General features: G+C 58.0%; 27 protein-coding genes. 26 read left to right on the forward strand and 1 reads right to left on the reverse strand.

All coding sequences use genetic code 11. From position 1 onward, the window contains the following. Positions 1-8 precede the first annotated feature (8 nt). Together FHX15_RS07200 and fliP are read left to right on the forward strand one after the other, a co-directional pair. Positions 9-515: a flagellar basal body-associated FliL family protein gene (locus FHX15_RS07200; protein WP_184394987.1), complete on the forward strand. Its 507-nt coding sequence runs from the start codon at positions 9-11 to the stop codon at positions 513-515. Then, positions 512-1,249, forward strand: a complete 738-nt coding sequence (gene fliP / locus FHX15_RS07205) for a flagellar type III secretion system pore protein FliP (protein WP_184394989.1) — start codon at positions 512-514, stop codon at positions 1,247-1,249. Before FHX15_RS07200 ends, fliP begins: the two co-directional genes overlap by 4 nt. Positions 1,250-1,351: 102 nt before the next feature. Here fliP and FHX15_RS07210 read toward each other — a convergent pair whose 3' ends face one another. Then, positions 1,352-3,271, reverse strand: coding sequence for a glycosyl transferase (locus FHX15_RS07210; protein WP_184394991.1), 1,920 nt, complete (start codon positions 3,269-3,271; stop codon positions 1,352-1,354). Positions 3,272-3,666: 395 nt separating this feature from the next. Here FHX15_RS07210 and FHX15_RS07215 point away from each other — a divergent pair, with 395 nt between their 5' ends. The 24 genes from FHX15_RS07215 (at position 3,667) to FHX15_RS07330 (ending at position 26,084) form a co-directional block, all read left to right on the forward strand. Beyond that, positions 3,667-4,572: a flagellin gene (locus FHX15_RS07215; protein WP_184394994.1), complete on the forward strand. Its 906-nt coding sequence runs from the start codon at positions 3,667-3,669 to the stop codon at positions 4,570-4,572. A 280-nt stretch (positions 4,573-4,852) separates the two neighbouring features. Further along, a complete protein-coding gene (locus FHX15_RS07220; protein ID WP_184394996.1) occupies positions 4,853-5,761 on the forward strand; it encodes a flagellin in 909 nt (302 codons plus the stop codon). Positions 5,762-6,014: 253 nt separating this feature from the next. Next, on the forward strand, positions 6,015-6,923 hold the full coding sequence (locus tag FHX15_RS07225) for a flagellin (RefSeq protein WP_184394998.1): 909 nt from the start codon (positions 6,015-6,017) through the stop codon (positions 6,921-6,923). 289 nt (positions 6,924-7,212) lie between these two features. After that, positions 7,213-8,166 carry a flagellin gene (locus FHX15_RS07230; protein ID WP_184395000.1) on the forward strand — a complete coding sequence of 318 codons (954 nt, stop codon included), beginning with the start codon at positions 7,213-7,215 and terminating at the stop codon, positions 8,164-8,166. Positions 8,167-8,359: 193 nt separating this feature from the next. After that, positions 8,360-8,998 (forward strand): hypothetical protein, encoded by a 639-nt coding sequence (locus FHX15_RS07235; protein ID WP_184395002.1) that lies wholly within the window; start codon positions 8,360-8,362, stop codon positions 8,996-8,998. Continuing rightward, positions 8,995-10,287 carry a MotB family protein gene (locus FHX15_RS07240; RefSeq protein WP_184395003.1) on the forward strand — a complete coding sequence of 431 codons (1,293 nt, stop codon included), beginning with the start codon at positions 8,995-8,997 and terminating at the stop codon, positions 10,285-10,287. The genes FHX15_RS07235 and FHX15_RS07240 overlap by 4 nt, the downstream gene beginning before the upstream one ends. 4 nt (positions 10,288-10,291) lie before the next feature. Then, a complete protein-coding gene (motC, locus tag FHX15_RS07245; RefSeq protein ID WP_184395006.1) occupies positions 10,292-11,590 on the forward strand; it encodes a chemotaxis protein MotC in 1,299 nt (432 codons plus the stop codon). A 4-nt stretch (positions 11,591-11,594) separates the two neighbouring features. Further along, entirely contained in the window at positions 11,595-13,028 is a 1,434-nt protein-coding gene (locus FHX15_RS07250; protein ID WP_184395365.1) for a flagellar hook-length control protein FliK, read from the forward strand. Then, the gene (locus FHX15_RS07255) at positions 12,970-13,533 is read left to right on the forward strand and encodes a transglycosylase SLT domain-containing protein (protein ID WP_184395008.1); all 564 of its coding nucleotides are present in this window, start codon (positions 12,970-12,972) and stop codon (positions 13,531-13,533) included. The genes FHX15_RS07250 and FHX15_RS07255 overlap by 59 nt, the downstream gene beginning before the upstream one ends. A 280-nt stretch (positions 13,534-13,813) precedes the next feature. After that, positions 13,814-14,485 (forward strand): transcriptional activator Rem, encoded by a 672-nt coding sequence (gene rem / locus FHX15_RS07260; protein ID WP_184395010.1) that lies wholly within the window; start codon positions 13,814-13,816, stop codon positions 14,483-14,485. A gap of 128 nt (positions 14,486-14,613) precedes the next feature. After that, complete coding sequence (locus FHX15_RS07265) at positions 14,614-15,921, forward strand: flagellar hook protein FlgE (RefSeq protein WP_184395012.1); 1,308 nt, start codon at positions 14,614-14,616, stop codon at positions 15,919-15,921. A gap of 19 nt (positions 15,922-15,940) precedes the next feature. Next, the gene (flgK, locus tag FHX15_RS07270; RefSeq protein WP_184395014.1) at positions 15,941-17,425 is read left to right on the forward strand and encodes a flagellar hook-associated protein FlgK; all 1,485 of its coding nucleotides are present in this window, start codon (positions 15,941-15,943) and stop codon (positions 17,423-17,425) included. A gap of 3 nt (positions 17,426-17,428) precedes the next feature. Then, a complete protein-coding gene (locus tag FHX15_RS07275) occupies positions 17,429-18,475 on the forward strand; it encodes a flagellar hook-associated family protein (protein ID WP_184395016.1) in 1,047 nt (348 codons plus the stop codon). A gap of 36 nt (positions 18,476-18,511) precedes the next feature. Next, entirely contained in the window at positions 18,512-18,859 is a 348-nt protein-coding gene (gene flaF / locus FHX15_RS07280; protein ID WP_184395018.1) for a flagellar biosynthesis regulator FlaF, read from the forward strand. Continuing rightward, entirely contained in the window at positions 18,856-19,305 is a 450-nt protein-coding gene (flbT, locus tag FHX15_RS07285) for a flagellar biosynthesis repressor FlbT (protein ID WP_184395020.1), read from the forward strand. The genes flaF and flbT overlap by 4 nt, the downstream gene beginning before the upstream one ends. Beyond that, entirely contained in the window at positions 19,296-19,727 is a 432-nt protein-coding gene (flgD, locus tag FHX15_RS07290; RefSeq protein WP_184395022.1) for a flagellar hook assembly protein FlgD, read from the forward strand. Before flbT ends, flgD begins: the two co-directional genes overlap by 10 nt. A gap of 87 nt (positions 19,728-19,814) precedes the next feature. Then, positions 19,815-20,081, forward strand: coding sequence for a flagellar biosynthesis protein FliQ (fliQ, locus tag FHX15_RS07295; RefSeq protein ID WP_132652628.1), 267 nt, complete (start codon positions 19,815-19,817; stop codon positions 20,079-20,081). Between the two features lie 91 nt (positions 20,082-20,172). Further along, positions 20,173-22,260, forward strand: a complete 2,088-nt coding sequence (gene flhA / locus FHX15_RS07300; RefSeq protein ID WP_184395024.1) for a flagellar biosynthesis protein FlhA — start codon at positions 20,173-20,175, stop codon at positions 22,258-22,260. Beyond that, positions 22,257-23,009 (forward strand): flagellar biosynthetic protein FliR, encoded by a 753-nt coding sequence (locus tag FHX15_RS07305; RefSeq protein WP_184395026.1) that lies wholly within the window; start codon positions 22,257-22,259, stop codon positions 23,007-23,009. Before flhA ends, FHX15_RS07305 begins: the two co-directional genes overlap by 4 nt. 6 nt (positions 23,010-23,015) lie before the next feature. Beyond that, the gene (locus FHX15_RS07310; RefSeq protein WP_184395028.1) at positions 23,016-23,426 is read left to right on the forward strand and encodes a hypothetical protein; all 411 of its coding nucleotides are present in this window, start codon (positions 23,016-23,018) and stop codon (positions 23,424-23,426) included. A gap of 34 nt (positions 23,427-23,460) precedes the next feature. Continuing rightward, complete coding sequence (locus FHX15_RS07315) at positions 23,461-24,027, forward strand: rod-binding protein (RefSeq protein WP_184395030.1); 567 nt, start codon at positions 23,461-23,463, stop codon at positions 24,025-24,027. Positions 24,028-24,038: 11 nt separating this feature from the next. Next, positions 24,039-24,404: a hypothetical protein gene (locus FHX15_RS07320; RefSeq protein ID WP_184395031.1), complete on the forward strand. Its 366-nt coding sequence runs from the start codon at positions 24,039-24,041 to the stop codon at positions 24,402-24,404. Then, the gene (locus FHX15_RS07325; RefSeq protein WP_184395033.1) at positions 24,404-24,946 is read left to right on the forward strand and encodes a hypothetical protein; all 543 of its coding nucleotides are present in this window, start codon (positions 24,404-24,406) and stop codon (positions 24,944-24,946) included. The genes FHX15_RS07320 and FHX15_RS07325 overlap by 1 nt, the downstream gene beginning before the upstream one ends. Before the next feature lie 280 nt (positions 24,947-25,226). Continuing rightward, positions 25,227-26,084, forward strand: coding sequence for a WecB/TagA/CpsF family glycosyltransferase (locus tag FHX15_RS07330; RefSeq protein ID WP_184395035.1), 858 nt, complete (start codon positions 25,227-25,229; stop codon positions 26,082-26,084). Positions 26,085-26,165 lie beyond the last annotated feature (81 nt).

Below are 26,165 nucleotides of genomic sequence, written 5' to 3' on the forward strand. Positions count from 1 at the left end.
TGAACAAGATGGCAGACAACGAAACAGGCGAAGGCGGGAAAAAGAAGTCGGGCGGCATGATGATGACGATCATCGGCCTTGCCGTTCTGACGCTCGTGGGAGCTGGCGGTGGTTGGGCGGTGGGCAACATGGTGGCCCCGAACATCCGCAGCGCCGCGGAGGCAGAACAGGCAAAGGAGGCGGAGGCCAAGAAGAAGGCCGAGGGCGGTCTTCCGAAAATTGCCACCGAAGCCAACAACATCGTACTGCTCGACCCTGTCACATCGAACCTGGCCTATCCCTCGGAAAACTGGATTCGACTCGAGGTGGCGCTGATGTTCAACGGGCAGCCGGATGTCAAGGTCGCCGAGGATATTCACCAGGATATCCTCGCTTATATCAGAACTGTTTCCCTTCAGCAGATCGAAGGGCCGCGCGGCTTTCAATATCTCAAGGATGACATCCAGGAACGTGTTGACCTTCGCTCTCAAGGGCGCGTATCGAAGGTCATCTTCAGGACCTTTGTCATCGAATGATTCGACTCATAGCTTTCCTTGCCGCCATGATGGCGGTGCCGGAACTGGCGGTAGCCCAGCAGCTGCCGACTGATCTATTGAACATCCCGGTCGACGGCTCCGTCGCCGCCTGGATCATCAGGACGTTCGGCCTTCTGACCGTGCTTTCGGTCGCGCCGGGCATCCTCATCATGGTGACGAGCTTCCCGCGCTTCGTCATTGCCTTTTCGATCCTCCGTTCGGGCATGGGTCTGTCTTCGACCCCCTCGAACATGATCCTTCTGTCGCTCTCGCTGTTCATGACCTTCTATGTCATGTCGCCGACCTTCGACCGGGCCTGGCAGGACGGTGTTCAGCCGTTGCTGGCCAACCAGATCGACGAGGCGACGGCGGTCCAGCGCATTGCCGAGCCGTTCCGCACGTTCATGTCGGCCAATACACGCGACAAGGACCTGGCTCTCTTTGCAGACCTTGCCCGAGAGCGCGGCCAGAACATTCAGACCACCGAGCCCATCGACTACCGGATCCTTCTTCCTGCCTTCATGATCTCTGAGATTAGGCGCGGTTTCGAAATCGGCTTCCTCATCGTCTTGCCATTCCTCGTCATCGATCTGATCGTTGCCACGATCACCATGGCGATGGGTATGATGATGCTGCCGCCGACCTCGATCTCGCTGCCCTTCAAAATTCTGTTCTTCGTGCTGATCGACGGTTGGAACCTTCTGGTCGGAAGTCTCGTGCGCTCTTTCAGCTGACGGCAGGCCGACAGCTAATTCGCGCCATTCCCATTCACAAACACAAAACCCGCCGGAGCGATCCGGCGGGTTTTGTGTTTGTGAATGGGCCTGCTGCGTGGCCTAGCCGTTCGAACCGAAAGGCTCGGTGCGCGGCGGCAACGCCGGAACGTCGATATGATCGGGAGCGAGGCCCTGCTTGCTGCGATCAGCCATCAGCTCGTAGGCGTGTTCGAGGTGGTGGCAGAAGCGCTCGGCATCGAAGAGCGGCGCCATGTAACGCTTCGCCTGCAGGTGCTTCTTGTAGCCGGCGACGCGTTCCGGATTGAGCGCGAGCTCGACAGCCAGATCCTCGTAGGCCTGCAGGTCGTCGGCGACGAGTTCGGGCAAATCGATTGCTCTGAGCAGGCTCTCGCTGACACGCGAGGCGAAATTGGTGCCCTTCACCGTCAGCACCGGCAGGCCGCCCCAGAGCTGTTCCGAGGTAGTGGTGTGACCATTGACGGGGAAGGTATCTATACCGAGGTCGGCCGCCTGCTGGCGGCTGATATGCTGCTCATATGGCGCACGCGGGCAGAAGATGATCCGCTTCGGCGAAATCCCGCCGGCCTGGAAGCGCTCCAGCAGGTTTTCCTTGTTACGGGCCGTATTCGCCATCAGCCAGAGCACGCTATCTGGCGCACGCTTGAGAATCCTGCACCAACTGTCGACCACCTGCGAGGTAATCTTGCGGTTGCCGTTGAAGGATGCGAACACGAAGGCATCTTCCGGCAGGCCGAGCTGCTCGCGGGTCACCGGCTGCGGTCGTGGGCGGTTCGCGGGGTCATTCGGCTGATAGCTTTCCGGCATGCGCAGAAATTTCTCGTGGTAGAAGGGTTTTGCCACGTCCGGCAGCACCGAGTGATCGCCGATGACATAATCGAGATCGACATTGAGCGTGCTGCCAGGGAAACCCAGCCAGGCGACGTGGATCGGCGCCAACGGCAGATTGAAGGCGGAGGCGCGGCTTCCCGAAGTATGACCCTTGAGATCGACCATGATGTCGATGTTTTCGGCACGGACAGTCTTCAGGATCGCTTCGTCGGAGAGGCCGTAGACATCGATGATCTTGCCCCAGCGGCTGCGATCGGTTCTGTTCTTCTCCAGATATTCAGGCTGGGTATGGTCGAAGAGCGTGATTTCGAAACGATTGCGGTCGTGAAGTTCGAGGACGCGCTGGAGCAGCTTCATCGTCGCATGCGCATCCCAGAAGTCCGAGGACATGTAACCGATACGAATGTTCTTGGACCACGAATGCGGCAGGCCGCGCCGGTAGGCCACCCGAGCCGGGTCGAGCGGCTTCGTGCCGATGGTTGCGTAACGATTGTAATCCTCGTTGCCGCACCAGTGCAGGTGATAGAAAGGGTTATCCTTCCTCAGCGTATCGAGCTCGTTTTTGGCGAGTGCGGCGTCGATCGGTGCCTGGTGCTTGTTCGCTTCATCGAATTCGTTGAATTCGCGCACGCAGACGAGATAGAGGAAGCGGAAGGCGAGATTGCCAGGGTAGCGCCGGAAAAGGTTGCGGGCGAGTGTCTGGTTCGTCTCGTCCATGAGGTCGTCGTTCAGCAACAGCGCGGCGAGGCGGCCATGCTCCGGGTTCTGGCTCTCCGATAGAACCTTTTTGAAGGGGCGAAGGAGATCGCGTCGCTGCCGGCGCAAATAGATCGATGCGATAATGAAGGCGAGTTCCGCATCTTCCTGCGCCTTGCCGAGATTGCGCATCGCAATCAGAAGAGCCTCGTCCTCGTTGCCGGCCTCAAGGTGGATCTTGGCGGCAGTCTTCAGGAATTCGAACGCACCTTGCCCGGCGCAATCGGCGGCCAGTCCATAGGCCTTGGCGGCATCTGTCTTGAAGCCGAGCTGCAAAAGGTTTTTGGCCAGAAGAGCGTAGGTCTTGGCGTCCTTCTGGGTATCGATGAGCTGGTTGAGCGTCGCCAGGGACTGTGTGTAGCGGCCGGCCTGATAGTCCCGGGATGCCGCCGAGAACGAAACTTTGCTGTTCAAAACCTAACTCCGTGAGGAAATTTCCGGCATGAATTGGTGATTTGCGGGAGCGCAATCAGGCCGCCCGCGCAATGCAGGTTGCCCGACGATGCTATCCCGGCTTCTGCCACACTGCCATTCGAAGCTTGCTTGAAACCGGTGCAGTCGGATGCTTGTTTTTGGCGAAGCCGCATCGGAGGCGGATTCAAGCAACATTAACCATGGAATTGAAGCGCTTGGCACGGAGTTCAGCCTTTAAGAAGTTGGCAAGTATTGGCTGCGAGATTGCCCTGGACATGACGGGTTTGGGCCAGGAAATATAGGCACCGAGTGGCATGAAGCTGGTCCGTCATCGCCGGTATTTATAGTCCGGTATGTCCTCCTTTTTTGTATCTAGTTTTCTAGGGGACACACTTATGACGAGCATTAACACGAACAATTCCGCAATGGCAGCTCTCCAGACGCTGCGTAACGTCAACCAGGGCCTGAACACCACGCAGAACCACGTTTCCACGGGTTACCGCGTTGGCAAGGCTTCCGACAACGCTGCCTACTGGTCGATCGCAACGACCATGCGTTCGGACAACAAGGCTCTCGGCGCTGTTTCCGACGCTCTCGGCCTCGGTGCTGCCAAGGTTGACACCGCTTACACCGCCATGGACAGCGCCATCGACGTCGTTGGCGAAATCAAATCCAAGATCGTTGCCGCTACCGAAAATGGCGTCGACAAGAAGAAGGTTCAGGAAGAAATCGACCAGCTGCAGGACCAGCTGGTGAGCATCGCTCAGTCGGCTTCCTTCTCCGGTGAGAACTGGGTTGCTGGCGCCAACGGCACGAAGAGCGTTGTTTCCTCCTTCGTCCGTGACGGTTCGAACGGCGTTTCCGTCAAGATGACCGACTACGTCCTGGACAACAGCTCGACCGGCAACGTTCTGTTCGGCATGAGCGGCGGCTCGATCGAAACCTCCACGGGTATCCTTGGTTCTTCCACGGGTTCTGTCGGCTCGGTCTACTCGCTCGACATCACCAACCTCAGCAACACTGACCTCGGCACGGCTCTGACCAACGTCGAAAATGCCCTGAAGGCCATGACCTCTGCCGGTGCAAAGCTCGGTTCGATCTCCACCCGCATCACCATGCAGGACGATTTCGTCAACGCCCTGAGCAAGTCTCTCGACTCCGGTATCGGCCGCCTTGTCGACGCAAACATGGAAGAAGAGTCCTCCAAGCTCTCTGCTCTGCAGACGCAGCAGCAGCTCGCGATCCAGTCGCTCTCGATCGCCAACTCCTCTTCGCAGAACATCCTGTCGCTCTTCCGCTAAGAACGGCTCAGCCACATCGCGAAAAATGTCGAGGCCGGGTAGCTCCCGGCCTCGAATGTTTTAACATAAGGTTAATAGAAACGCTTCTAAGTATCAGATATTTTTACCAAATTTCATTTTCAAATTTAGCTTTCTTTAACCATCTTGCTGTTTTCTAGGCCCATCGAAACGGCGAGTTAACCCTAACGAGAACGGTTAACAGGCATGATGCTGATCGCTGTGGGCCGGCCCAAATCCGGAATGTCCCTTCCTATGATCTGCCAAAAGGGGCAAGCAAACTATGACGAGCATCAACACCAATAACGCTGCAATGGCAGCTCTCCAGACGCTGCGTGGCATCAACCAGGGTCTCCAGAAGACCCAGGAACATGTTTCCTCCGGTTACCGTATCGGCAAGGCCGCTGACAACGCTGCCTACTGGTCGATCGCAACGACCATGCGTTCGGACAACAAGGCTCTCTCGGCCGTTTCCGACGCTCTCGGCCTCGGTGCTGCCAAGGTTGACACCGCTTACACCGCCATGGACAGCGCCATCGACGTCGTGGGCGAAATCAAGGCGAAGATCGTTGCCGCAACCGAAAACGGCGTCGACAAGAAGAAGGTTCAGGAAGAAATCGACCAGCTGCAGGACCAGCTGGTGAGCATCGCTCAGTCGGCTTCCTTCTCCGGTGAAAACTGGGTTGCTGGCGCCAACGGCACGAAGAGCGTTGTTTCCGCCTTCGTTCGTGACGGTTCGAACGGCGTTTCCGTCAAGATGACCGACTACGTCCTGGACAACAGCTCGACCGGCAACGTTCTGTTCGGCATGAGCGGCGGCCAGATCGAGACCTCCACGGGCATCTTGGGTTCGAGCGTTGGTTCTGTCGGTTCTGTTTACAGCCTCGATATCACCAACCTCAGCCTGACCGACCTCGGTCTCGCTCTGACCAACGTTGAAAACGCCCTGAAGGGCATGACTTCGGCCGGCGCAAAGCTCGGTTCGATCACCACCCGCATCACCATGCAGGACGATTTCGTCAACGCGCTTCACAAGTCGATCGACTCCGGTATCGGCCGCCTTGTCGACGCAAACATGGAAGAAGAGTCCTCCAAGCTCTCTGCTCTGCAGACGCAGCAGCAGCTCGCGATCCAGTCGCTCTCGATCGCCAACTCCTCTTCGCAGAACATCCTGTCGCTCTTCCGCGGCTGATAGGATCGCGAAATATAATCCGCGGGGTAACCGGCGGGACCTACACAAATCAAGCCGCGCTTCGATGGAGCGCGGCTTTTTTAATTTCTGTTAACGGTTGATTAACCATATTGCTGTCTTCTGCGTCCCAACGAGACGACGAGTTAACCAAATTTAAGAACGGGTTAACAGGCATGAAGGCTGATCGTCGTTCCCGGGCGCTATTCCCGAATGTCCCTTTTATTAACGTCTGCCAACAAGGGGCAATCATTTCATGACAAGTATTTTGACTAACGTAGCGGCTATGGCCGCCCTCCAGACGCTCCGCGGCATCAGCAATAATCTTGAGGATACCCAAAACCGCGTATCTTCCGGCTATCGCGTTGAAAAGGCAGCAGACAACGCAGCCTATTGGTCGATCGCTACGACCATGCGTTCCGACAACAAGGCCGTCTCGGCCGTTTCCGATGCTCTCGGCCTCGGCGCCGCAAAGGTCGACACCGCCTACACCGCCATGGACAACGCTATCGACGTCGTGACCGAAATCAAGGCCAAGATCGTCGCCGCCACCGAGAAGGGCGTCGACAAGACCAAGGTCCAGGAAGAGATCAGCCAACTCCAGGCTCAGTTGATGAGCATCTCGCAGTCGGCTTCCTTCTCCGGTGAAAACTGGGTCGCTGGCAATACGACGAAGAGCGTCGTTTCCACCTTCGTCCGCGACGGCAACGGCAATGTCTCGGTCAAGACGACCGACTATGTCCTGGACGCGGCCTCCAACGGTAACGTCCTGTTCGGCATGACCTCAACCGGGGTTATCGATTCGAGCACCGGCATTATCGGCAGCTCCAACGGCACGATCGGGTCGATCTATACTATGAACATCACTAGCTTTGGTCAGGCGGAGATCGCTATGGCACTGACGGCAATCGAATCGGGCCTGGAGGCGATGACGAAGGCAGCTTCTCAGCTTGGCTCCATCTCCAACCGTATCGACCTGCAGGAAAACTTTGTTTCGGCTCTGAGCGACTCGATCGACTCGGGTGTCGGGCGCCTTGTCGACGCCAACATGGAGGAGGAATCGAGCAAGCTCACGGCGCTGCAGACACAGCAGCAGCTGGCGATCCAGTCGCTCTCGATCGCAAATTCCAGCGCCCAGAACGTCCTCACGCTCTTCCGCAGCTAAGGCGGCGGCCGAAGCTGGACCAAACCTTATGCTGCCATTGGGCGGCAACTTGGAAACCGCGCTTAAAAGGCGCGGTTTTCCTTTTAATTTCAACCGCTTGTATTGTCGCAGCAAGCACCATTTCAATCTCTTCTTCGGCTCTTGCGAAAGTGGTTGCTATCAGGTTAACGTTGCTCGCAATTGATTTGTTTTGCGACACACCGGTTGGGAAACCTGCCGGGGCATGAAGCCAGCTCAGTCGCCGCCGGCAAAACCGGCCTGATCCCTTCATCTTTCCGAGACCATGTCGATGACCGTCAAGATTACCAACGCGGCCGCGGTGAGTGCGCTTGCAGTGCTGCGCAGCATCAATAAAGAATCAACCAACGTGCAGCAGCAGATCTCTACGCTGAAGCGAATTGACACCGCGGCCGACGATGCAACCTACTGGTCGATCGCAAGCGTCATGCGTGGCGACAGCACCAATCTCGGCACCATCGGCGATGCGCTTGGCCTCGGTGCGGCAAAGGTTGACTCGACCTACACGGCGATGAACTCCGCCATCGATCTCCTTGGCGATATCAGGGCCAAGCTGGTTGCAGCGCGTGAGCCCGGCGCTGACAAGGACAAGATCAACGCAGAGATCACCGAGTACAAGAATCAACTCCAGACGATGGTTGACGCGACCTCCTTCGCTGGCGAAAACTGGTTGGTGAACGGCCAGCCGGCAGCGCCTCCACAGTGGAAGATTATCGGCAGCTTCGTGCGTGCTCCGACCGGTGAATACCAGGCTCAGACGATCGACTTTCCCTCATCGCAGACCATCATGATCGACCGAAATGATGCCAATGGCGGCCTTTTGACGAAGGCTGTCAATGGTAATGTCGACGGCACGCCGGTGCGCAACTACTATCTGCTGAACGCGAATTCTGCGGTTCCGGCGACCGGTACGGAAATCTCGATCGGCAAGTCGACCACCGATTCGCAGCTCATCGACATGCTGACCGCCACGGACGCCATGCTGAAGCAGCTTACGAATTCAGCAGCCGGAATCGGCATCATGAAGGCCCGCATCGATGATCAGATCGACTACACCGCCGACCTGTCCGATGTTGTCGACAAGAGCGTCGGCGCCCTTGTCGATACTGATATGGACGAAGCTTCCACCCGCCAGAAAGCCATTGAAACCCAGAAGCAGATGGCCGTTGAAGCTATCTCCATCCTCAACACTTCCGCCAGCAAGATTCTCATCTTGCTCGAGTAAGTGCGGCGCGAGGGCGGCATCATTCATCCTCGCGCAAGTTTGGGTTTCTAGCCTTCGGCATGAAGGTAGCGTCCGAATCCTTGCCGGCGACAGGCCCTGAGCCTCTCCCGAACCGGAACGACGTGCCGCCAAGGAAGATGTCATTTTCAAGCGGGGGCATGCCGCGTGTCCCCCGGATACTGGACGGTTTTTTATGAGCATTATGCTTTCCCGGTATTTGAAGGATTTCGGTGAGCCGAATACGTCGGCACCGATCATCGATGTCGATGATTTCGCGACCGAAACCGCCTCCGCATTTGGGGAGCTGCCGCAGGAGCCCGAAATCGACATAGAAGCTGAACGACGTGAAGCTTATTCCGAAGGCTTCGCGGCGGCGACCGTGGAGCTGACCGAAAAATACGAACGCGAAGCCCAGGCTGCCTCCGAAGCGCATGTCCGGGAGATCGAGGAGTTGAAACTCCGCTACGAGATCGAAGCGGCTGCGGTGATCGCGTCTCGTATCCGCGACATGGCCGAAGAGATTGCAGCGTTCGTCAGCGACGTAACAGCGACGGCGATCGCGCCTGTCATGACTGAGGCGCTCTCTAAAAAAGCGACCGAAAATCTTGCTGTCTTGCTGCGGGAGGCGATCCTCGACGGCGCAGCAGCTCCGATCATCGTGCGCGGTCCAGCCAAGCTGTTCGATATCCTCAAGGATGAACTCGGAGAGCACGCCGCACTGATCCGCCATCATGAGGCTGATGATATCGACCTTGCCGTCGAGCTTGGCGAGACCGTGCTTGTGACCCGTATTTCCGCCTGGGCGGCTAGCTTGAAGAAAGTCTCCGAATGAGCGACGGCGAAAACCATCACCACGGCAAAAACGAGATCATCATCGTCAAGAAACATGGTGGTGGCGATCACGATGGCGCCCATGGCGGTGCATGGAAAATTGCCTATGCCGATTTCATGACGGCAATGATGGCCTTCTTCCTCGTCATGTGGCTCGTCAATGCCGCCAACGAGGAAACCAAGGCCTCGATCGCTACCTACTTCAACCCGATCAAACTCTCCGACGAAAAGCCGACTGAGAAAGGTCTGAAAAAGCCCGTGGACCAGGCCAAAGGCGAGCAGAACCAGGAAAAGTCGAAGGAGAAGGAGGAGAATCCGAACGAGGGCAAGTCTGCCGCCGATGGCGACGACCAGACCTCGACCTCCGGCGACAAGACCAATTATTCTGAAGCCGATTTCTTCGAAAACCCCTATTCGGTTCTCGCCGAGATCGCCCAGGAGGTTGGCCAGCAGGCAAACGTCAGTGCCAAAGGTGACGGCGGCGCGGCGGATTCTGGTCCGGCGACCGGTGCCGATGGTGGCGAAGCCTATCGCGACCCCTTCGACCCGGATTTCTGGACAAAGCAGGTCGAGGTTACCACGGCTGGCAAACCGCAACAGCCTTCGCCGCTCGATGCGCAGGCCGAGCCGACTGAACTTGCCAAGGCTGAGAACGCCAAGCCTCCGACGCTGCCGAGCAAGGATGCCAACAGCGCGGCCGTCGCCGCCTCTGCTGGGAAGCAGCAGGATAAGCAAGCGGATAAGACCAAAGATAAGCAGGCGGACAAAACCAAGGACGCCGACAAAACCGAAGATAAAATGGAACGGGCCAAACAGGCCGAGGAGAAGCAGCAGGCCAAGGAGTTGCAGCAGGAGATCGCCCAGCAGATCGCCGGCGTCGCCGGCAAGCTCGCCGAGGGCCTGACGGTTACAGCGTCGGAGGGCGGCCTTCTGGTGAGCATCTCCGACCAGAACGACGACTCCATGTTCAACATCGGCTCTGCAGTGCCGCGGCAGGAAATGGTCCTCGCGATGCAGAAGATCGGCGCGATCCTGAAGCAGAGGGAAGGGGCCGTCGCCATCCGTGGCCATACGGACGGCAGGCAGTTCAAAGGCGATCTCAACGAAAACTGGCGTTTGTCGATGGACCGTGCCCAGAGCGCTTACTACATGCTCGTTCGCGGCGGCCTTGAGGAGAAGCGCATCTCGCAAGTTTCCGGTTTCGCTGACCGTCGCCTGAAGGTGCCCGACGACCCCTACAATGCGTCAAACCGCCGGATCGAGATTCTCGTTCAGGCAGATCAAGGATAGTCGGATGACGCGCAGGCAGTCTCGCTATTTCAGATATGCGATCTTCAGTCTGGCGATGATGGCGCCCGCCATTGGTCATGCTGCGGATCCGGACGATCTCGCGCCTTACAAGATGCTGCGCTCCCTGCAGTTCGTCCAGGACTCGGTCGTCCTTGGCGATCATTCCGCCGGTGAGATGCAGCGCTTCATGCTCGGCAAGATCGATCAGCGCCTGCGCACCGTCGACCCGTCTGTCTATGATGACGACCGCAACGTCGACGCGGCGCTGACTTACGTGATGAGCGGCGGCAATCCTCAGACACTCGAGTATCTGGTCTCTCATGACGTCAACGGCTATTTCGATAATCGCGTCACCGACGTGCTGCGGAAATATCTGAACGGAAAGGGCCTGCTTGTCTCCCGGACACTGGAAGAAACCGCCAAGGAATATGAAGGCAAGAAGATCGGTCCCTATTTGGCGCTGATCGGCGGCAATGTACTAATCGCAACGAGACCGCTTGATGCCCTTACGTTATACGATAGGGCGCGGCTCGATGCGCCTGGCACCATCGTGGAGGAGGCGGCGCTGCGCCGTTCGGTTGCCATCAGCGTCGAAACGGGCCAGGTCGACAAGGGGCTCGCCTATTCTCAGCGTTATGTTCGCCGCTTCCTCCATTCACCCTATGCAAGCCAGTTCGCCGATCTCTTCGTCAAGCTGATCGTCAGCCACGATCACGATGTCAATCCGCAGACGGTTGTCGATATCCTGTCCTTCATGGACGCGCCGCGCCAGCGCGAGGTTTATCTGCGTGTCGCGCGTGCTGCAGCGATTGCCGGGAAGCCCGACCTCGCCCGGATGGCTGCCCAACGCGTCCAGTCGCTGGGCGAGGGGACAGACAATCCTTTTGGACCGCTTGCGGATTTCTACAACGGCATGGCGAACGTACCCACCGGCGATATTGACCGGGCGGCAAAATACATCGCCAATATTTCAGGCGCATCGCTTTCGCCACAGGATCAAGCACTGCAGGCCGCCGCAAAATCCGTCGCCGAGCAGATATTGCGGGCTCCGGATCCGGCAAGCCTGACACAAGGCTCCACTCCTAATGGTACTAATCAAGAAATCACTTCTGAACAGGCCGCAGCCGCCACGGCTGCACAACCGGGAAGAGCGTCGGTTGCTGCCCCGGAACCTGTTGTCGAAGGCGCGGCTTCTGCTGGCACGGGAGGCCAGGATGTCGACCCTTCATTCACCTCTTTCGTGACGACCAATCGATCCAAGCTCGACGAAATCGACGGTCTCCTGGCCCAAGAAGGCAAGTAAGATGATGATGGATATCAGCGTCTCGGGCGGAGCGCCCGGCACGGATGCGTCTGCGTCCGTAAGAACTGGTCGTGGCGCCGGCAGGGGCGAGACTGCGGATGAGAACGGCGGTTTTTCCGATGTTCTCTCCAAGGCAGGCAATGGCGATCGGGAAGCAGTCGACACGTCTGAGCGGCGGACCACCGACGACGGCGCAGAGGCCACGGCCCGCAACCTGCGCGGCCGCCATCCGAAGCAGGTCATCAATCTGAATGATGGCTCTCCCAAGGGACAGATGGAGGTGCAGCCTGAGACTGTCGCAGACGTCGGCAAGATACCTGTGAAGTCCGAAAAGGATCAGGGCAAGAACACCGCCGTTTTGGGTTTGCGCAAGTCGGGCGCCGGAGATCAGGCAGCCGAGATTGTCGCGCAAGCGCTGGGCAAGCCTGCCAAATATGCCAAGATCAATAAGCTTGGGAGCGATGCCGATATTGACGCAGGTGGGGAGGCCGAAGCCGGCGATATCGCCGATGTCCTCGGCCTTCTGAAGAAGGACCCTGCTGATGCCGCGGCTGTCCTACAGGCATCCGCCCATCAGGCCGCGAAGGCTGATGACGCAGCGGCTGGCAAGAAGGACGCGAAAATCGAAGGCGTATATGGCGCCAAGGCTGATGCGCATGTGTCGGACGCATTGGCGGCCGTCGCCTCGCATCAGGATGACGCGCGCATACCGGGAACGGAGAATGCCGAAGGCGTCGAAGGCAAGACTTTCAGGATCAGCCGTGCCGACGGCCGCGGCCAGTCGATGGATGTGCATATCGGCGCAGAGCAGCCCGGCTCCGACAAGCCGGTAAAGTCGAGCGTCGAAAATGTATCCGTCCTGGAGTCCCGCCGTTATCTCGGTCTGGTGCAGAATCCGAATTCGGCGACCGTGACAGCGGCGCTTTCAGGCGATAGCGAATGGGCGCATGCCATGCAGCCGAGTTCTGCTCTGTCGAATGCAGCCGAATGGACGAGCACGGGCAAGGTCGTCAATACCCTCAAGATTCAGATGAGCCCGATTGATCTCGGCCTCGTCACGGCCACAATGCGTCTGTCAGGCAATACCCTGAACGTCGACCTGAAGGTCGAGACGGGGGCTGCTTATCGCCAGCTCAAGGAAGATCACGGCAAAATTCTCGAAGCGTTGCGCAGTCAGGGCTACGCGGTCGATAACGTGACCATCAGCATGGCCCCTGTACAACGAACCGATGCCGGTAACCAGGCGAACAGCCAGGGTCATGCCTCCCAGCAGCAATCACTTGCCCAGCAGGGACAGGGTCAGGGCGAGGCGCGTGAGCGCCAGAACCAGACAGCGCAGCAGACGAATGGAGGCTTTAATGGTGCGGGCGGGAACGGTGGTGAGAACGCTTCTGCTGTCGATGCTGGCAACGGCCGCTCTGGCAGCGTCTACCTCTAGCGCATCGGCTTCTACTGGCGCCTGTGAGCGCGAAATCCAGTCCGCAGCAGCCAAATATGGCATTCCCGAGGGAATTCTTTATTCGGTGGGGCTGACGGAAACCGGGCGCAAGGGATCGCTCTATCCCTATGCCATGAACATCGAGGGCAAGGCTCTGTTTCCGGCGTCCGAGCAGGCCGCATTGCAGCAATTCGACACCGCCAGCAGGGGCGGCGCGAAGCTCATCGATATCGGATGCATGCAGATCAATCACTATTTCCACGGCGAGAACTTCAGCTCCGTGGAGGAAATGTTCGACCCTCATCGCAACGTGGAATATGCCGCGAAATTCCTGCGCAACCTCCACGACCGGCATGACACATGGACGATGGCGGTAGCTAGATACCATGCGGGACCGAACAACGACCCCGCGCAGAAGCAATATGTCTGCCGCGTCATCGCAAATCTGGTCGCCACCGGCTACGGCAAGTGGACTCCCAATGCGAGCAATTTCTGCGCAAATTAATTCAATTCTTAATTGAATTAGCCAATTATGACCGAACTGTGTCGAAGTGTGGCAGGAATCCGGCATGAAACCCGCTTGCAAGACACAATTAAGCGGACGTTAACTTTTCCACGAAATTTTTGTGTGCATAACAATGATGACCTACTATATGTAGATCAAATCGGCACCCAATTCTTAATCAATTATTAATTTCCGCCATTAACTTTCACGAGTTGCCGCTGATTCGTGCGATTCGTACCCATAGATCATCGATGTGCCACACTGATTCGGAGGCGGACGAATGATCGTAGTGGTTGATGAGCGTGAGCTCGTGAAGGATGGTTACACTTCTCTATTTGGCCGTGAGGGCATTCCCTCGACCGGCTTTGATCCCAATGAGTTTGGTGAATGGGTGCAGACGGCAGCCGATTCTGACATCGCTGCAGTCGAAGCGTTCCTGATCGGTCAGGGTCAGCGCGCACTGGAGTTGCCCCGCGCGATCAGGGATCGTTCGATGGCGCCCGTGATCGCTGTCAGCGATCAGCCGTCACTTGAAAACACCCTTGCCCTTTTCGATTGCGGCGTCGACGACGTTGTACGCAAGCCGGTGCATCCCCGAGAAATCCTCGCGCGGGCCGCAGCCATTCGTCGCCGGTTGAAGGCGATCGCCAACTACACCGACATCGGCGCGATTCGTGTCTTCTCGGATGGCCGTGATCCTGAGATCAACGGCGAAATTTTTGCCTTGCCGCGCCGCGAGCGCCGCATCCTCGAATATTTGATTGCAAATCGTGGCCGCCGTGTCACCAAGACCCAGATATTCAATGCGATCTACGGCATCTTCGATGAGGAAGTCGAAGAAAACGTCGTCGAAAGCCATATTTCTAAGCTGCGCAAGAAGCTCCGCAAGCGGCTCGGCTTCGACCCGGTCGATTCCAAGCGCTTCCTGGGCTATTGCATTGATTGGAATTAATTTTTTTGGCGCGGGCTGCGCCGCGCGGAGAGCCGGAATATTTCGGTCGGCGATCCGGCATTAACAGACAGCTTCACGCAAGGCCCGCCAAATACTGTTGCACCTAGCAGGTAAAACGAGGTTTTCAGATGAGCATTTTCGGCAGCATGAAGACGGCAGTCTCGGGGATGAACGCGCAAGCGAACCGCCTCAGCACCGTCGGCGACAACATTGCAAACGTGAATACCACCGGTTACAAGGCCGTCTCGACGAGCTTCTCGTCGCTCGTTCTGCCTTCCTCGGGCGGCAACTACAATTCCGGCGGCGTTCAGACCTCCGTCCGCCAGGCAGTCTCCGACCAGGGCGATATTTCCTATACCACCTCGACCACCGACCTTGCCATCTCGGGCGACGGCTTTTTCATCGTCCAGGGTCCTGATGGCACTCCGGTCCTGACCCGCGCCGGCGACTTCCAGAAGGACGACGAAGGCAACCTCGTCAATGCTGCCGGCTTCCAGCTGATGGGCTATTCCTACAATTCCGGCGCGCCTGCCGTCGTCGTCAACGGTTTCGATGGCCTCGTTCCTGTCAACGTCAACCAGGAAGGGTTGACCGCCATCGCCTCGACATCAGGCGTCTTCAAGGGCAATCTCGATTCCGGCGCCGCAGTCGCACCGGTCGCCCCCGCGACGCTGCCGAGCGCCAACGCCGCCACCACGACGGCCGATACCAAGAAGTTCTCGATGGTCGCCTACGACCATCTCGGCAACAAGGTAATGTACGACTTCTACTTTACGAAGACCTCGGTGGTGACACCGGTGCCGGCCGCCGGCGCTACTGCCAGCACCTGGGAGGTTGCGGTCTTCCGCAATGCTGATGCGGCGACGGGCGGCACGACCTCCTTCCCATACACCGGTGGCGCCGGCGCCATTGTCGCCTCCGGACCGCTCACCTTCGACCGCGACGGCAAGATGCTCACAGGCGGCGCCATCACGATCAACGATACGAGGAACGCTCTGTCGATCGGCATGGATCTCTCCGGCTTTACGCAGCTTGGCGCCGCCTTTGCCGGCACCGGTACGCCGAATGGCCAGGCGGCGAGCCCGGTCAAGGACGTCACGATCGATGGCGACGGCATCGTCTACGCCAAGTACGAAGACGGCAGCACCAAGCCGCTTTACCGCATTCCGCTCGCCAATGTCGCAAGCCCTGACAAGCTGACGCTGATGAGCGGCAACGTCTACAGCGCCAACGGCCAATCGGGCGTCACCGTCACCGGCTTCCCGCAGACCAACGGTCTCGGCACGATCAAATCGGGCGCTCTCGAAGGTTCCAACGTCGATCTTGCCGGCGAGTTGACCGAGATGATCGAAGCACAACGCAGCTATACCGCCAATTCAAAGGTCTTCCAGACGGGTTCGGACATCATGGACGTCCTCGTCAACCTCAAGAGATAAGTAGGGTAACGGGTAAGCTATGTCGCTCACGTCCGCACTTAATACCGCGCAGAACATATTCAACAATACCGGCACGCAGAGCAGTGTCGTATCGAACAATATCTCGAACGCGGGCAACAAGGATTACGTGCGCCGGCAGGCGATGCTCACCACGTCACTGAACGGCGCACAGGTGGTCAAGATAGACCGGGCACAGGAAGACGCTCTGTTGCGCCAATATCTGAAGTCGTCCTCGCAGGACAGTGCTCAGCAGGCGCTGCTAAGCGGTCTCGGGGATCTCAAGTCGATCATGGGCGGCAACGATTACGAAACGGCGCCGTCCACCTACCTCGGTGTTTTCCAGCAGAAGCTGCAGGCTTTCAGAACTTCGCCGGGGAGCACGGTCGCGGCTCAGGGCGCCATCACCGCTGCCCAGGATGTCGCCAATTCCCTGAACAACGCATCGAGTTCCGTTCAGGACGTTCGCGCCTCCGCCGACAAGCAGATTGCCACGGCGGTCGACAGCCTGAATACGCTCCTCAGCCAGTTCGAAAAAGCCAACAATGCGGTGAAAACCGCCACGGCTTCGGGCGCGGATGCGTCGGGCGCTCTCGATGAGCGTGAGAAGATCCTCAAGCAGATCTCGCAGATCGTCGGCGTCAGCACGACGACGCGCGACAATAACGACATGGTCTTGAGCACATCAGACGGGACGATCCTCTTCGAAACGATCCCGCGCAAGGTGACGTTCAAGTCCCAGGATGTCTATAACGCCAGCATCACCGGCAATTCGGTCTATATTGACGGCGTAGCGCTTCAGCGCGGCAGCGGATCGACGACGACGGGGCAGGGGAGCCTTCAATCGCTCCTCCAGGTTCGCGACGAGATCGCCCCCAACTTCCAGAAGCAGCTTGACGAAATCGCCCGTGGCCTGGTCTCGCTCTTCAAGGAGCAGAATACGGCAGCTGGTCCGGCCTATGTCCCCGGCCTCTTTACCTGGAGCGGCGGCACGGTCGACACCGGTGCCACCGCAGTTGCCGGCATGGCGGCGACGATCAGCGTCAGCACTCGCGTGATCACCTCGCAAGGCGGCGATCCGATGCGCCTGCGCGACGGCGGCGTCAATGTCAACGGCGTCGTCAACAATCCCACCCACCTCAGCGGTTATACGACAGACCTTGATCGTCTCTATACCGCCTTAGGCTCCGACATCGATTTCGATCCGGCTGCACCGGTGGTTGGCTTCGACGCCTCGACCGGCATCGACTCGAATGTCAGCATCATGGAATACGCGACCAATTCATTGGGCTGGCTCGAGCAGTACCGCAGCAACGCCACGACGGCGGCGGAAAACACCTCGGCGGCGCTGTCGCGTTCCGACGAGGCCTATTCCAATGAGACGGGCGTCAACCTCGACGAGGAACTGACCCTGCTTCTCGACATCGAGCAGTCCTACAAGGCGGCGACCAAGATCCTGAACGCCGTTGACGAGATGTTGAAGTCATTGCTGGATATTGCGAGTTAAGCCATGAAGAGCTCATTTATTTCAAGTTCGGCCATCCAGAACGCAATGCGGCTGACGATCCGTCAGGCGCAGAACCAGATGACGAAGGCGTCGACGGAAGCGACGACGGGGGTCTATGCGGATATCGGCGTCTCCCTTGGCGGCAGTGCCGCCAGAAGCGTGGATTTCAATCGCGAGGTCGACAGGATAGCCTCTATCAAGTCGAGCAATTCGCTCGTCAACGCGCGCATGGAATCCTCGCAGCTCGGCCTTTCCAAAATGAAGGATGTTGGCGACGGCCTCGTGTCGAAGCTGACGGCGCTTCAGGGCAGCCACGACCCCGGCAGCATCACCGTCGCCATCCAGTCGGCGACCAGCGCTTTGTCCACCATGATGGATACGGCCAACACCATGGTGAACGGCGAATATCTCTTCTCCGGCATCAATACGGATGTGCTGCCGCTGACCGACAAGACGGCGGCGACGAGCGCGGCCATCGTTACGGCGTTGAACACCTATGCCACGGGTCTTGGCAAGCCAGTCAACCAGCTGACCGGCGCTGAAATGGACACCTTCATCACCACGCAGGTCGAGCCGATGTTCAGCCAGGCCAACTGGACCAACCCGGCGACCGGCTGGTCGCAGGCGTCGAACCAGAACATGACGAGCCGCATCAGCAACTCGGAAGTGATTGAATCCTCGACCAATGCCAATTCCGAAGGCATGCGCTATTTCGCGCTCGCTTCGGTCATGACCTCGGCATTGTTGGGGCAAAATCTCAGCGCCGATGCGATGGGCAAGGTCTCCAGCAATGCGATTAGCTATACGACGAAGGCGACCAGTGGCCTCGTGACGCAGGCAAGCCAGCTTGGCCTTTCCCAAGAGCGCGTCAAAAAGTCGAACGATGCTCTCGATGCCCAGTCCAACATCATTAAGAACAAAATCGTCGATCTCCAGGGCGTCGATCCCTACGAAGCATCGACCCTCGTCAAGACTTTGGAAACGCAGCTTGAAACCGCTTATACGATCGTTTCGAAGATCCAGCAGTTGAGTCTCGTGAACTACCTTTGATGAGCAAAGGCGCGCAATATAAAGAAGGATGCATGAATGTATCAGTTCTCTTATGCCGAGGTCATGCAAGACTCGGTGGCCGACGCGAAAGAGCGGGAATGGCAGGTTCTCGAACGTTCGATCGAACTGCTTTCGGTGGCGCGCGACAAAGAGAAGTACAGCCGGGAGGCTATTGAGGCTCTCTTCTATACGCGAAGGGTATGGATCAGCTTCATCGAGGATTTGAAGCATCCCGATAACCAGCTGGAAGTCGGGCTTAGGGCGAACCTTATCTCGATTGCGATCTGGATATTGAAAGAATGCGACAGAATTAGAAAACGTCAGTCGAATAACTACCAGGGCATAATCGACGTTACCACCATCATCAGGGATGGACTTAAATGAAAAGTACACTTCGCATTTCTCTGAAAGCCGGAGAAAGAATCTTCATCAACGGCGCTGTCCTGCGTGTCGACCGTAAGGTCGCACTGGAATTCCTGAATGATGTGACGTTCCTTCTCGAAAACCACGTGCTGCAGCCCGAGGGCGCAACCACGCCGCTTCGCCAACTCTACTTCATTGCTCAGATGATCCTCATCAATCCAGAGGGCAAGGAACATTCGACGGCGATGTTCCGCAAGTCGATCACGATGCTTCTCACCTGCTTCAAGAACGAAGAGATCCTCGCCGAACTGAAGCGCATCGATGCGCTCGTCTCGACCGGCCGCGCTTTTGATGCGCTCAAGGCCATCCGCGGTCTCTACTCGATCGAAGACAGTATCCTCAACAATCACGAGCTGCCGCCGACGATGGTCGAGCAGATTCGCAGGGAGATCGCACCATGGCGGTAGATGCAACGGCGAAGGTGAACACTTCCACACCCTTGACTGATACGACGAACTCGGCCCAGAAGAAGGCGACGCTGAATTACGACAACTTTCTTCAGCTGCTGATCGCGCAGATGAAGAACCAGGACCCGACCGATCCGATGAAGGCGAGCGAGCAGGTGGCGCAGCTTGCGACTTTCTCGCAGGTCGAGCAGACGGTCCAGACCAACACCAAGTTGGATACGCTTCTAGCAAGCTCGAGCCTCACCCAGGCCAGCAGCTACGTCGGCAAGTACATGGAAAGCGCCGACGGCACGGTCAAGGGCGTCATCGATTCCGTCAAGGTTTATTCCGACGGCATCATTGCGACGACCGAGAATGGCGGTAAGATACTCGTGCAAGCGGGAATCACCGTTGCCGACAAGGCTCCGAGCAGCAGTTCCTGACGCGAGCGGCCGGCGCGCCGATTTGACGCCAACAATCGCGGCCTGGCCAAGGCGGGCCGCTTCAAGGCGATATGAGGTTGCCTTTCGATGAACGAAGCTGATGCATTGGATCTTTTCCAGGCCGCGATCTGGACCGTGCTGATCGCCGCCGGTCCCGCTGTCATCGCCGCTATGGTGGTGGGCCTCGTCATTGCCCTGATCCAGGCGCTGACCCAGGTGCAGGAAGCGACGCTGACCTTCGTTCCGAAGATCGTCGCCGTACTGGTCACGATCGGCATTTCCGCTCCCTTCGTGGGCTCCCAGATTTCCATCTTCACCAATCTGGTTTTCTCGCGCATCCAGTCCGGCTTCTGAGCCAACTTCGCGCAAGCTTCGCCAATTAATTGTCGATGGGAACTGGGCGGACTCCGATGTTCGCCTCCTCTCATGAAGAGACGGAATCGCAATGGCGCAACCACCTGCACTACCCCTTCCGAAAGTCGCTCCCAGCATGCGTGACATCGGCTTTGCTTTGGGCATCGTCGGTATCATCTGCATCCTCTTCCTGCCGATCCCGCCGTTTCTGATCGACATGGGACTGGCATTCTCGATCGCCTTTTCGGTGCTGATTCTCATGGTCGCACTGTGGATCCAGAAGCCGCTCGATTTCTCGTCCTTCCCGACCATCCTTCTGATCGCGACGATGACGCGATTGGCGCTGAACATCGCCACCACCCGTGTCATCCTTTCGCATGGCAACGAGGGACACAACGCTGCAGGCGGCGTCATCGCGGGCTTTGCAAGTCTGGTCATGTCTGGCGACTTCGTCATCGGTTTGATCGTCTTCCTGATCCTCATCACCATCAACTTCATCGTCATCACCAAGGGTGCGACGCGTATTGCGGAAGTCGGCGCACGGTTCACCTTGGACGCCATCCCCGGCAAGCAGATGTCGATCGATGCCGACCTCTCGGCCGGCATCATCGACGAGAAGGAAGCCCAGCGGCGCCGCAAGGAACTGGAAGAGGAAAGCTCGTTTTTCGGTGCCATGGACGGTGCGTCGAAGTTCGTGCGCGGTGATGCGGTCGCAGGCCTTCTCATTACCAGCATCAACGTCTTCGGCGGCATCATCATCGGTTACTTCCGCCACGGCATGCCGATCGGTGAGGCCGCTGATGTCTTCGTCAAGCTGTCGGTCGGTGACGGCCTCGTCTCGCAGATGCCGGCCCTCATCGTCTCGCTCGCTGCAGGCCTCCTCGTCTCTCGCGGCGGCACGGTCGGATCCACCGACCAGGCGGTCGTCAATCAGCTCAGCGGCTATCCGCGCGCACTGTCCGTCTCGGCCGTCCTGATGTTCGTGCTAGGCCTGATGCCGGGACTGCCGACGCTGCCCTTCGTCGTCCTCGGCAGTCTCCTCGCCTTCGGCGCATGGTTCATTCCGCGTCAGATCGAAGCGGAGAACAAGATCCGTCGCGAAGCCGAAGAAAAGAAGGTCGTCCAGAACAAGGAGCTCGAAAAGGACTCGGTCAAGTCGGTACTTCGCACGTCTGAAATCGAGCTTGCTCTCGGCAAAATGGTTTCGACCCGTCTGCTCGGCGCCCACCAGGAGCTCGCCTTCCGCGTCGGCAAGATGCGCAAGAAGTTCGCCACCCAGTACGGATTCGTCGTGCCGGAAATCAAGGTTACCGACGATATCGGCATCCCCGAAAAGTCCTACCAGATCCGTATTCACGGCACGACGGTTGCCTCGAACCTGCTGCGTGTCGGCGAAGTCCTCGTCGTCACGGGCGCCGGCCGCAAGCCGAGCATTCCGGGTGACGAAATCCGCGAACCCGCTTTCGGCATGCCGGCGGTTTCGATCCTCGAAAACTTCGCCGACGATCTGAAGCGTGAAGGCTTCCAGCCGATCGACAACGTCTCCGTCGTGCTGACGCATATGAGCGAGGTTATCAGAAACAACCTGCCGCAGCTTCTCTCCTACAAGGACGTGAAGATACTGATCGATCGTCTGGACCCTGAATATAAAAAGCTCGCCGATGAGATCTGCTCGTCCCACATGTCGTATTCGGGCCTGCAGGCGGTACTGAAGCTGCTGCTTGCCGAGCGTGTCTCGATCCGCAACCTGCACCTCATCCTGGAAGCGGTCGCCGAACTTGCCCCGCACGTCAGAAAGACGGAGCAGATCGTCGAGCACGTCCGTATCCGCATGGCCCAGCAGCTCTGCGGCGATCTTGCCGACAACGGCGTGCTGCGCGTGCTGCGACTCGGCAGCAAATGGGATCTTGCCTTCCACCAGGCTCTCAAGCGCGATGCAAAGGGGGAAGTCGTCGAATTCGACATCGATCCACGCACGCTCGAAGAGTTCAGCGAGCAGGCGACGAAGGTTATCCGTGAATTCATGGACAGGGGCCTGCCATTCGCCCTTGTCACTTCGCCGGAAACACGCTCCTATGTGCGCATGATCATCGAGCGACTCTTCGCAACGCTTCCTGTGCTCTCGCATGTGGAACTGGCCAAGGGCATCGAAATCAAGATTTTGGGCTCGATTTCATGATTTCAGACCCGCAAGGGACAGTTCTGGCGCTGTTTCTGGTTTTCTGCCGGATCGGTGGCTGCGTGCTGACCCTTCCGGGTTTCTCTTCCGCTCGCGTGCCGGAGTTGTTGCGGATCTTCATCGCAGCCGCGCTTTCGCTTGCGGTGCTGCCGGTGCTGTGGGACACGGTCTATCCTTCGGTTCACACCAGTTCCGGCACCTATATTGGTCTGATTTTCAGCGAATCGCTGATCGGTGTCATGTATGGCATGCTCGCCCGTCTTTATACGCTCGGTCTGCAATTCGCGGCCACTATCGTGTCGATGATGGTCGGCTACACGCAGCCGAGCACGTCTGACGTCATTGAAGATTCCGCCGAAATCAGCCTGACGGCCTTCATTACGATGACTGGCCTGATGGTTCTGTTCATCATGGATTTCCATCACATCGTCTTCCGCGCGCTGATCGATTCCTACACGAGCATGCCCTTCGGCGGGCTGCTGCAGATGCGTTCCACGCTCATCACCTTCACGGATACGCTGGAGCAGACCACCTACATCATGCTGCGTCTTGCGAGCCCCTATTTGATCTACGGACTGATCTTCAACATCTCTATCGGCTTCATCAACAAGCTCGCGCCGCAGATCCCGGTCTACTTCATCTCCACGCCCTATCTGCTGATGGGCGGCCTCTTCCTGCTCTATTTCTCCATCGCTGCCTTGATCAGCCAGTTCGGCCAGTCATTTGCCGGCATATTCGTGGGCAGGTGAGGGGCGATGATCGAGAAGAAACGCTCCGACAAGCTCAAACGCCTGGTCGCAGTACAGCGACATCTTGAAAAAATGGCCGAATACGATCTGGCCGAAACCAGCCGCCAGCGCGCGGAGGTCAATGCGGCCATGGATGTCGCCATTCTTGCGCTCGGTTCGCTGGACCCCGTCCATCGTGCTTTTTCGCAGAGTTATGCCGACCGCTTCGGCAGGCTGACCATCAAGGACCAGCAGTTGACCGGCATGCAGCAGGTGCATGAAATGCGCCTGACGCGCGAGCGCGCCAAGGGCGACCGTCTGGAAGAGAGCATGTTCGATGCCCTCCAGGCCGAGCGTCGCGAGGCGGAGGACAATGCCGTCTACGACGTAATCGATCAGCAGTTCGCAACGCCAGCCTCCAGCAAGCTTCAAAAATAATAATCGCCACGATCTTACATTAGAGGATTGTAACGTGGCTATTTCACCCCCCAGCGATCTGGTGATGGACGTCGTCAAGGCGGCCGACCCCATGGAGGTTCAGGCTGCCCAGGAAAAGCTGAAGGCCAACCGCGCCGCCTTTGCCGCAAACAGCCTGGCTGAGGCCGGTAACGGCTTTTCTTCCGCAGTCGACATTCTCGACCACGTCAAGCAGAAGACCGGCCTGCACAATATTCAGAACCGCGAGAAGACTGAGGAAGTACCGGAAACCTACCGGAAGTTCGAGGCCATGGTTCTGCAGAATTTCGTGAAGTCCATGCTGCCGAGCGATGCCGAGAACGTCTTCGGCAAGGGCGCCACCGGCGACATCTGGAAGGGCATGATGGCCGAGCAGCTCGGCAACGTCATGGCCAAGGGCGACGGTATCGGCATTGCCAAGCAGATGTATTCCGAGCAGCTGCGTCGCCAGGAGGGCAAGATCGTCAATGCCTCCACGGATGAAGACGACCGCAAGACGGCCATGGGCATGATCGATGAATTTCAGCGTAAGACCTTCGGCACCCCGACTGCCGACAACAAGTCCGCAACGAGTGACGCATAATCGAGGATAAAATGGAAATAGTTTCGAATGAATACAGGATCAAATCCGTTCTCGGGCGCCTCGAAATGATAATCGACAATGAGAACAACCGGATCGGCAGTGATCCGCAGTTCGATCTCAAGGTCTCCAATGCGCATAAGAGCCGGTGCCTATACGAGCTCTCGATGCTCTTCCGCGATACAGATCCGGGCGAGCTGGCCGCATCGCATCTGGACCAGCTTCACGGTCTGAAGAAGAAACTGGTGCTGAACGCCCGCCGTGTCGAAGCGCATCTGGAGGCGGTTCGCGCGGTTGCCGATCTTCTGAAGAATGCCGTGCAGGATGCCGACGCCGACGGCACCTATTCCCAGGAACAGTTTGTCGCTCGGGATGCCTAATGATCAAGCTCGTCCTCACAGGTGTCTGGGTTTGCGCCGTTACGCTGGCATCGGTCTATTTTTCGGTGAACATGGCGACTGCGCCGGTGCCGGCTGAATCGGATACCAAGCAGAGCGCGCTCGAGCTGGTGAAGGGCGAGACGATCACTGTGCCTGTCATCGGCAATGGTGCGGTCAACGGTTATTTCCTTGGCCGTATGTCCTTCATGATGCATAAGGATATGATCGCGGGCCTGAACCTGCCGATCACGGAGATGACGACCGACGAACTCTTCAGTCTGCTTGTAGGCAACAAGATGGTCGATGTGTCCAACATCAAGACTTTCGATCCCGGGGCCTTCCGCGAGGAGATCAAGAAGGGCATGAACGAGCGTCTTGGCGGCGAGTATGTCGCCGAAGTCATGCTGGAACAGCTCGACTATCTCTCCAAGGAAGACGTGAAGGAAACCTCCGGCGGCAAGCCGGCGAAGGTTGGTGCGCCGGTCAAGATCATCGATACCGCGCCGGCTTCCGGAACGCCGGCCCCGTCCTCCAGTCACTGATTGCCAGCTGCCGCTCACCAGAAAACGGCGCCGAAAGGCGTCGTTTTTTTCGTTCTTGCCTTGGTTAATGAACAGCTTATGCGCGCATGAAAATCCAAGCTTCTTTCCTAAGGGTTGTTTGAAGCCAAGCTGATACAAACGCAGCACAGGCTTGGGGATGCCGCCACCGGGTGGTCGCTTCAAGCGTGACGCTGCAGGTCCTTACAGGACCTCCGCTGCGGAAATGTGGGCTATTTTCCGGGATGTCTGGCGGATGACGCACCCTCGGTGGGAGGTTGGAATGAATCTGATTGCAAACTTCGCGGTGCTCGCATCGCGGCGGACGATTTTCGATCTGCCGGTTTGCGATCTCGGCTGGGACGATGCGCTGGTTTTCATCAACGAACTGGCTTCCATTCCCGTCGGGCAGACCGTGGTTTGCTTCGTGAACGCCCATAACATGCTGACGGCCCTGCGCGACGATGATTATTATCAGATCATGTCGCGCAATCTCGTGCTGCCCGATGGCATCGGCCTTAACATCGCATCCCAGGTCACGCACGGTTCGCCTTTTCCCGCCAATCTGAACGGCACCGATTTCGTCCCGGCCCTCCTGACTTTCATGGAAACGCCGCGCCGTATCGGCCTTATCGGCGGCACGCGGGCGGTTGTCGAAAAGGCGGCCGAGAATTTTTCCAAGCATTCGCCCTGGCACGAATTCTGTGTCATTTCCGATGGCTTCTTCGACAAGGCCGATCCGAAGGCCGTGACTGCCGAAGTAGAGCGTCAGCGGCTCGATATCCTGATCGTCGGCATGGGTACGCCGCTGCAGGAAAAATGGGTCCACCAGAATATCCGCGCCGATCACGCGCGTCTCGTTTTGACGGTCGGTGCACTTTTCGATTTCGTTTCGGGCACTGTGCCACGCGCGCCGAAAACTGTGCGCATGATGCGTCTGGAATGGGCCTATCGCCTGGTGCAGGAGCCGGCGCGCCTATGGCGCCGCTATGTCATCGGTATTCCGGTCTTCCTCTTCCGGGTCTTCCAGTATCGATTCAGCCGGCGCGCGCGCATTCTCGGTCAGCAGGATGAACCAGCCATCGCCACACATGCCGCAGGCGAGCAGAAGAGAATCGAGCAGACGAAAAAAGCCGGTTGATGACAGATTTCTTGAGGCTGCGGTTAACCATTTCTTTGCCATGTATATTTAGGCTAGTTTAATCATCCGCGTGAGCGGTTG

It is taken from the genome of Rhizobium sp. BK650, assembly GCF_014195325.1.
GTDB lineage: Bacteria > Pseudomonadota > Alphaproteobacteria > Rhizobiales > Rhizobiaceae > Rhizobium.

Excerpts from the sequence above, each read along its gene's own strand:
- FHX15_RS07200 (WP_184394987.1), top strand. The coding sequence starts at position 9 with ATGGCAGACAACGAAACAGGCGAAGGCGGGAAAAAGAAGTCGGGCGGC.
- fliP (WP_184394989.1), top strand. The coding sequence starts at position 512 with ATGATTCGACTCATAGCTTTCCTTGCCGCCATGATGGCGGTGCCGGAA.
- FHX15_RS07215 (WP_184394994.1), top strand. The coding sequence starts at position 3,667 with ATGACGAGCATTAACACGAACAATTCCGCAATGGCAGCTCTCCAGACG.
- FHX15_RS07220 (WP_184394996.1), top strand. The coding sequence starts at position 4,853 with ATGACGAGCATCAACACCAATAACGCTGCAATGGCAGCTCTCCAGACG.
- FHX15_RS07225 (WP_184394998.1), top strand. The coding sequence starts at position 6,015 with ATGACAAGTATTTTGACTAACGTAGCGGCTATGGCCGCCCTCCAGACG.
- FHX15_RS07230 (WP_184395000.1), top strand. The coding sequence starts at position 7,213 with ATGACCGTCAAGATTACCAACGCGGCCGCGGTGAGTGCGCTTGCAGTG.
- FHX15_RS07235 (WP_184395002.1), top strand. The coding sequence starts at position 8,360 with ATGAGCATTATGCTTTCCCGGTATTTGAAGGATTTCGGTGAGCCGAAT.
- FHX15_RS07240 (WP_184395003.1), top strand. The coding sequence starts at position 8,995 with ATGAGCGACGGCGAAAACCATCACCACGGCAAAAACGAGATCATCATC.
- motC (WP_184395006.1), top strand. The coding sequence starts at position 10,292 with ATGACGCGCAGGCAGTCTCGCTATTTCAGATATGCGATCTTCAGTCTG.
- FHX15_RS07250 (WP_184395365.1), top strand. The coding sequence starts at position 11,595 with ATGATGGATATCAGCGTCTCGGGCGGAGCGCCCGGCACGGATGCGTCT.
- rem (WP_184395010.1), top strand. The coding sequence starts at position 13,814 with ATGATCGTAGTGGTTGATGAGCGTGAGCTCGTGAAGGATGGTTACACT.
- FHX15_RS07265 (WP_184395012.1), top strand. The coding sequence starts at position 14,614 with ATGAGCATTTTCGGCAGCATGAAGACGGCAGTCTCGGGGATGAACGCG.
- flgK (WP_184395014.1), top strand. The coding sequence starts at position 15,941 with ATGTCGCTCACGTCCGCACTTAATACCGCGCAGAACATATTCAACAAT.
- FHX15_RS07275 (WP_184395016.1), top strand. The coding sequence starts at position 17,429 with ATGAAGAGCTCATTTATTTCAAGTTCGGCCATCCAGAACGCAATGCGG.
- flaF (WP_184395018.1), top strand. The coding sequence starts at position 18,512 with ATGTATCAGTTCTCTTATGCCGAGGTCATGCAAGACTCGGTGGCCGAC.
- flbT (WP_184395020.1), top strand. The coding sequence starts at position 18,856 with ATGAAAAGTACACTTCGCATTTCTCTGAAAGCCGGAGAAAGAATCTTC.
- flgD (WP_184395022.1), top strand. The coding sequence starts at position 19,296 with ATGGCGGTAGATGCAACGGCGAAGGTGAACACTTCCACACCCTTGACT.
- fliQ (WP_132652628.1), top strand. The coding sequence starts at position 19,815 with ATGAACGAAGCTGATGCATTGGATCTTTTCCAGGCCGCGATCTGGACC.
- flhA (WP_184395024.1), top strand. The coding sequence starts at position 20,173 with ATGGCGCAACCACCTGCACTACCCCTTCCGAAAGTCGCTCCCAGCATG.
- FHX15_RS07305 (WP_184395026.1), top strand. The coding sequence starts at position 22,257 with ATGATTTCAGACCCGCAAGGGACAGTTCTGGCGCTGTTTCTGGTTTTC.
- FHX15_RS07310 (WP_184395028.1), top strand. The coding sequence starts at position 23,016 with ATGATCGAGAAGAAACGCTCCGACAAGCTCAAACGCCTGGTCGCAGTA.
- FHX15_RS07320 (WP_184395031.1), top strand. The coding sequence starts at position 24,039 with ATGGAAATAGTTTCGAATGAATACAGGATCAAATCCGTTCTCGGGCGC.
- FHX15_RS07325 (WP_184395033.1), top strand. The coding sequence starts at position 24,404 with ATGATCAAGCTCGTCCTCACAGGTGTCTGGGTTTGCGCCGTTACGCTG.
- FHX15_RS07330 (WP_184395035.1), top strand. The coding sequence starts at position 25,227 with ATGAATCTGATTGCAAACTTCGCGGTGCTCGCATCGCGGCGGACGATT.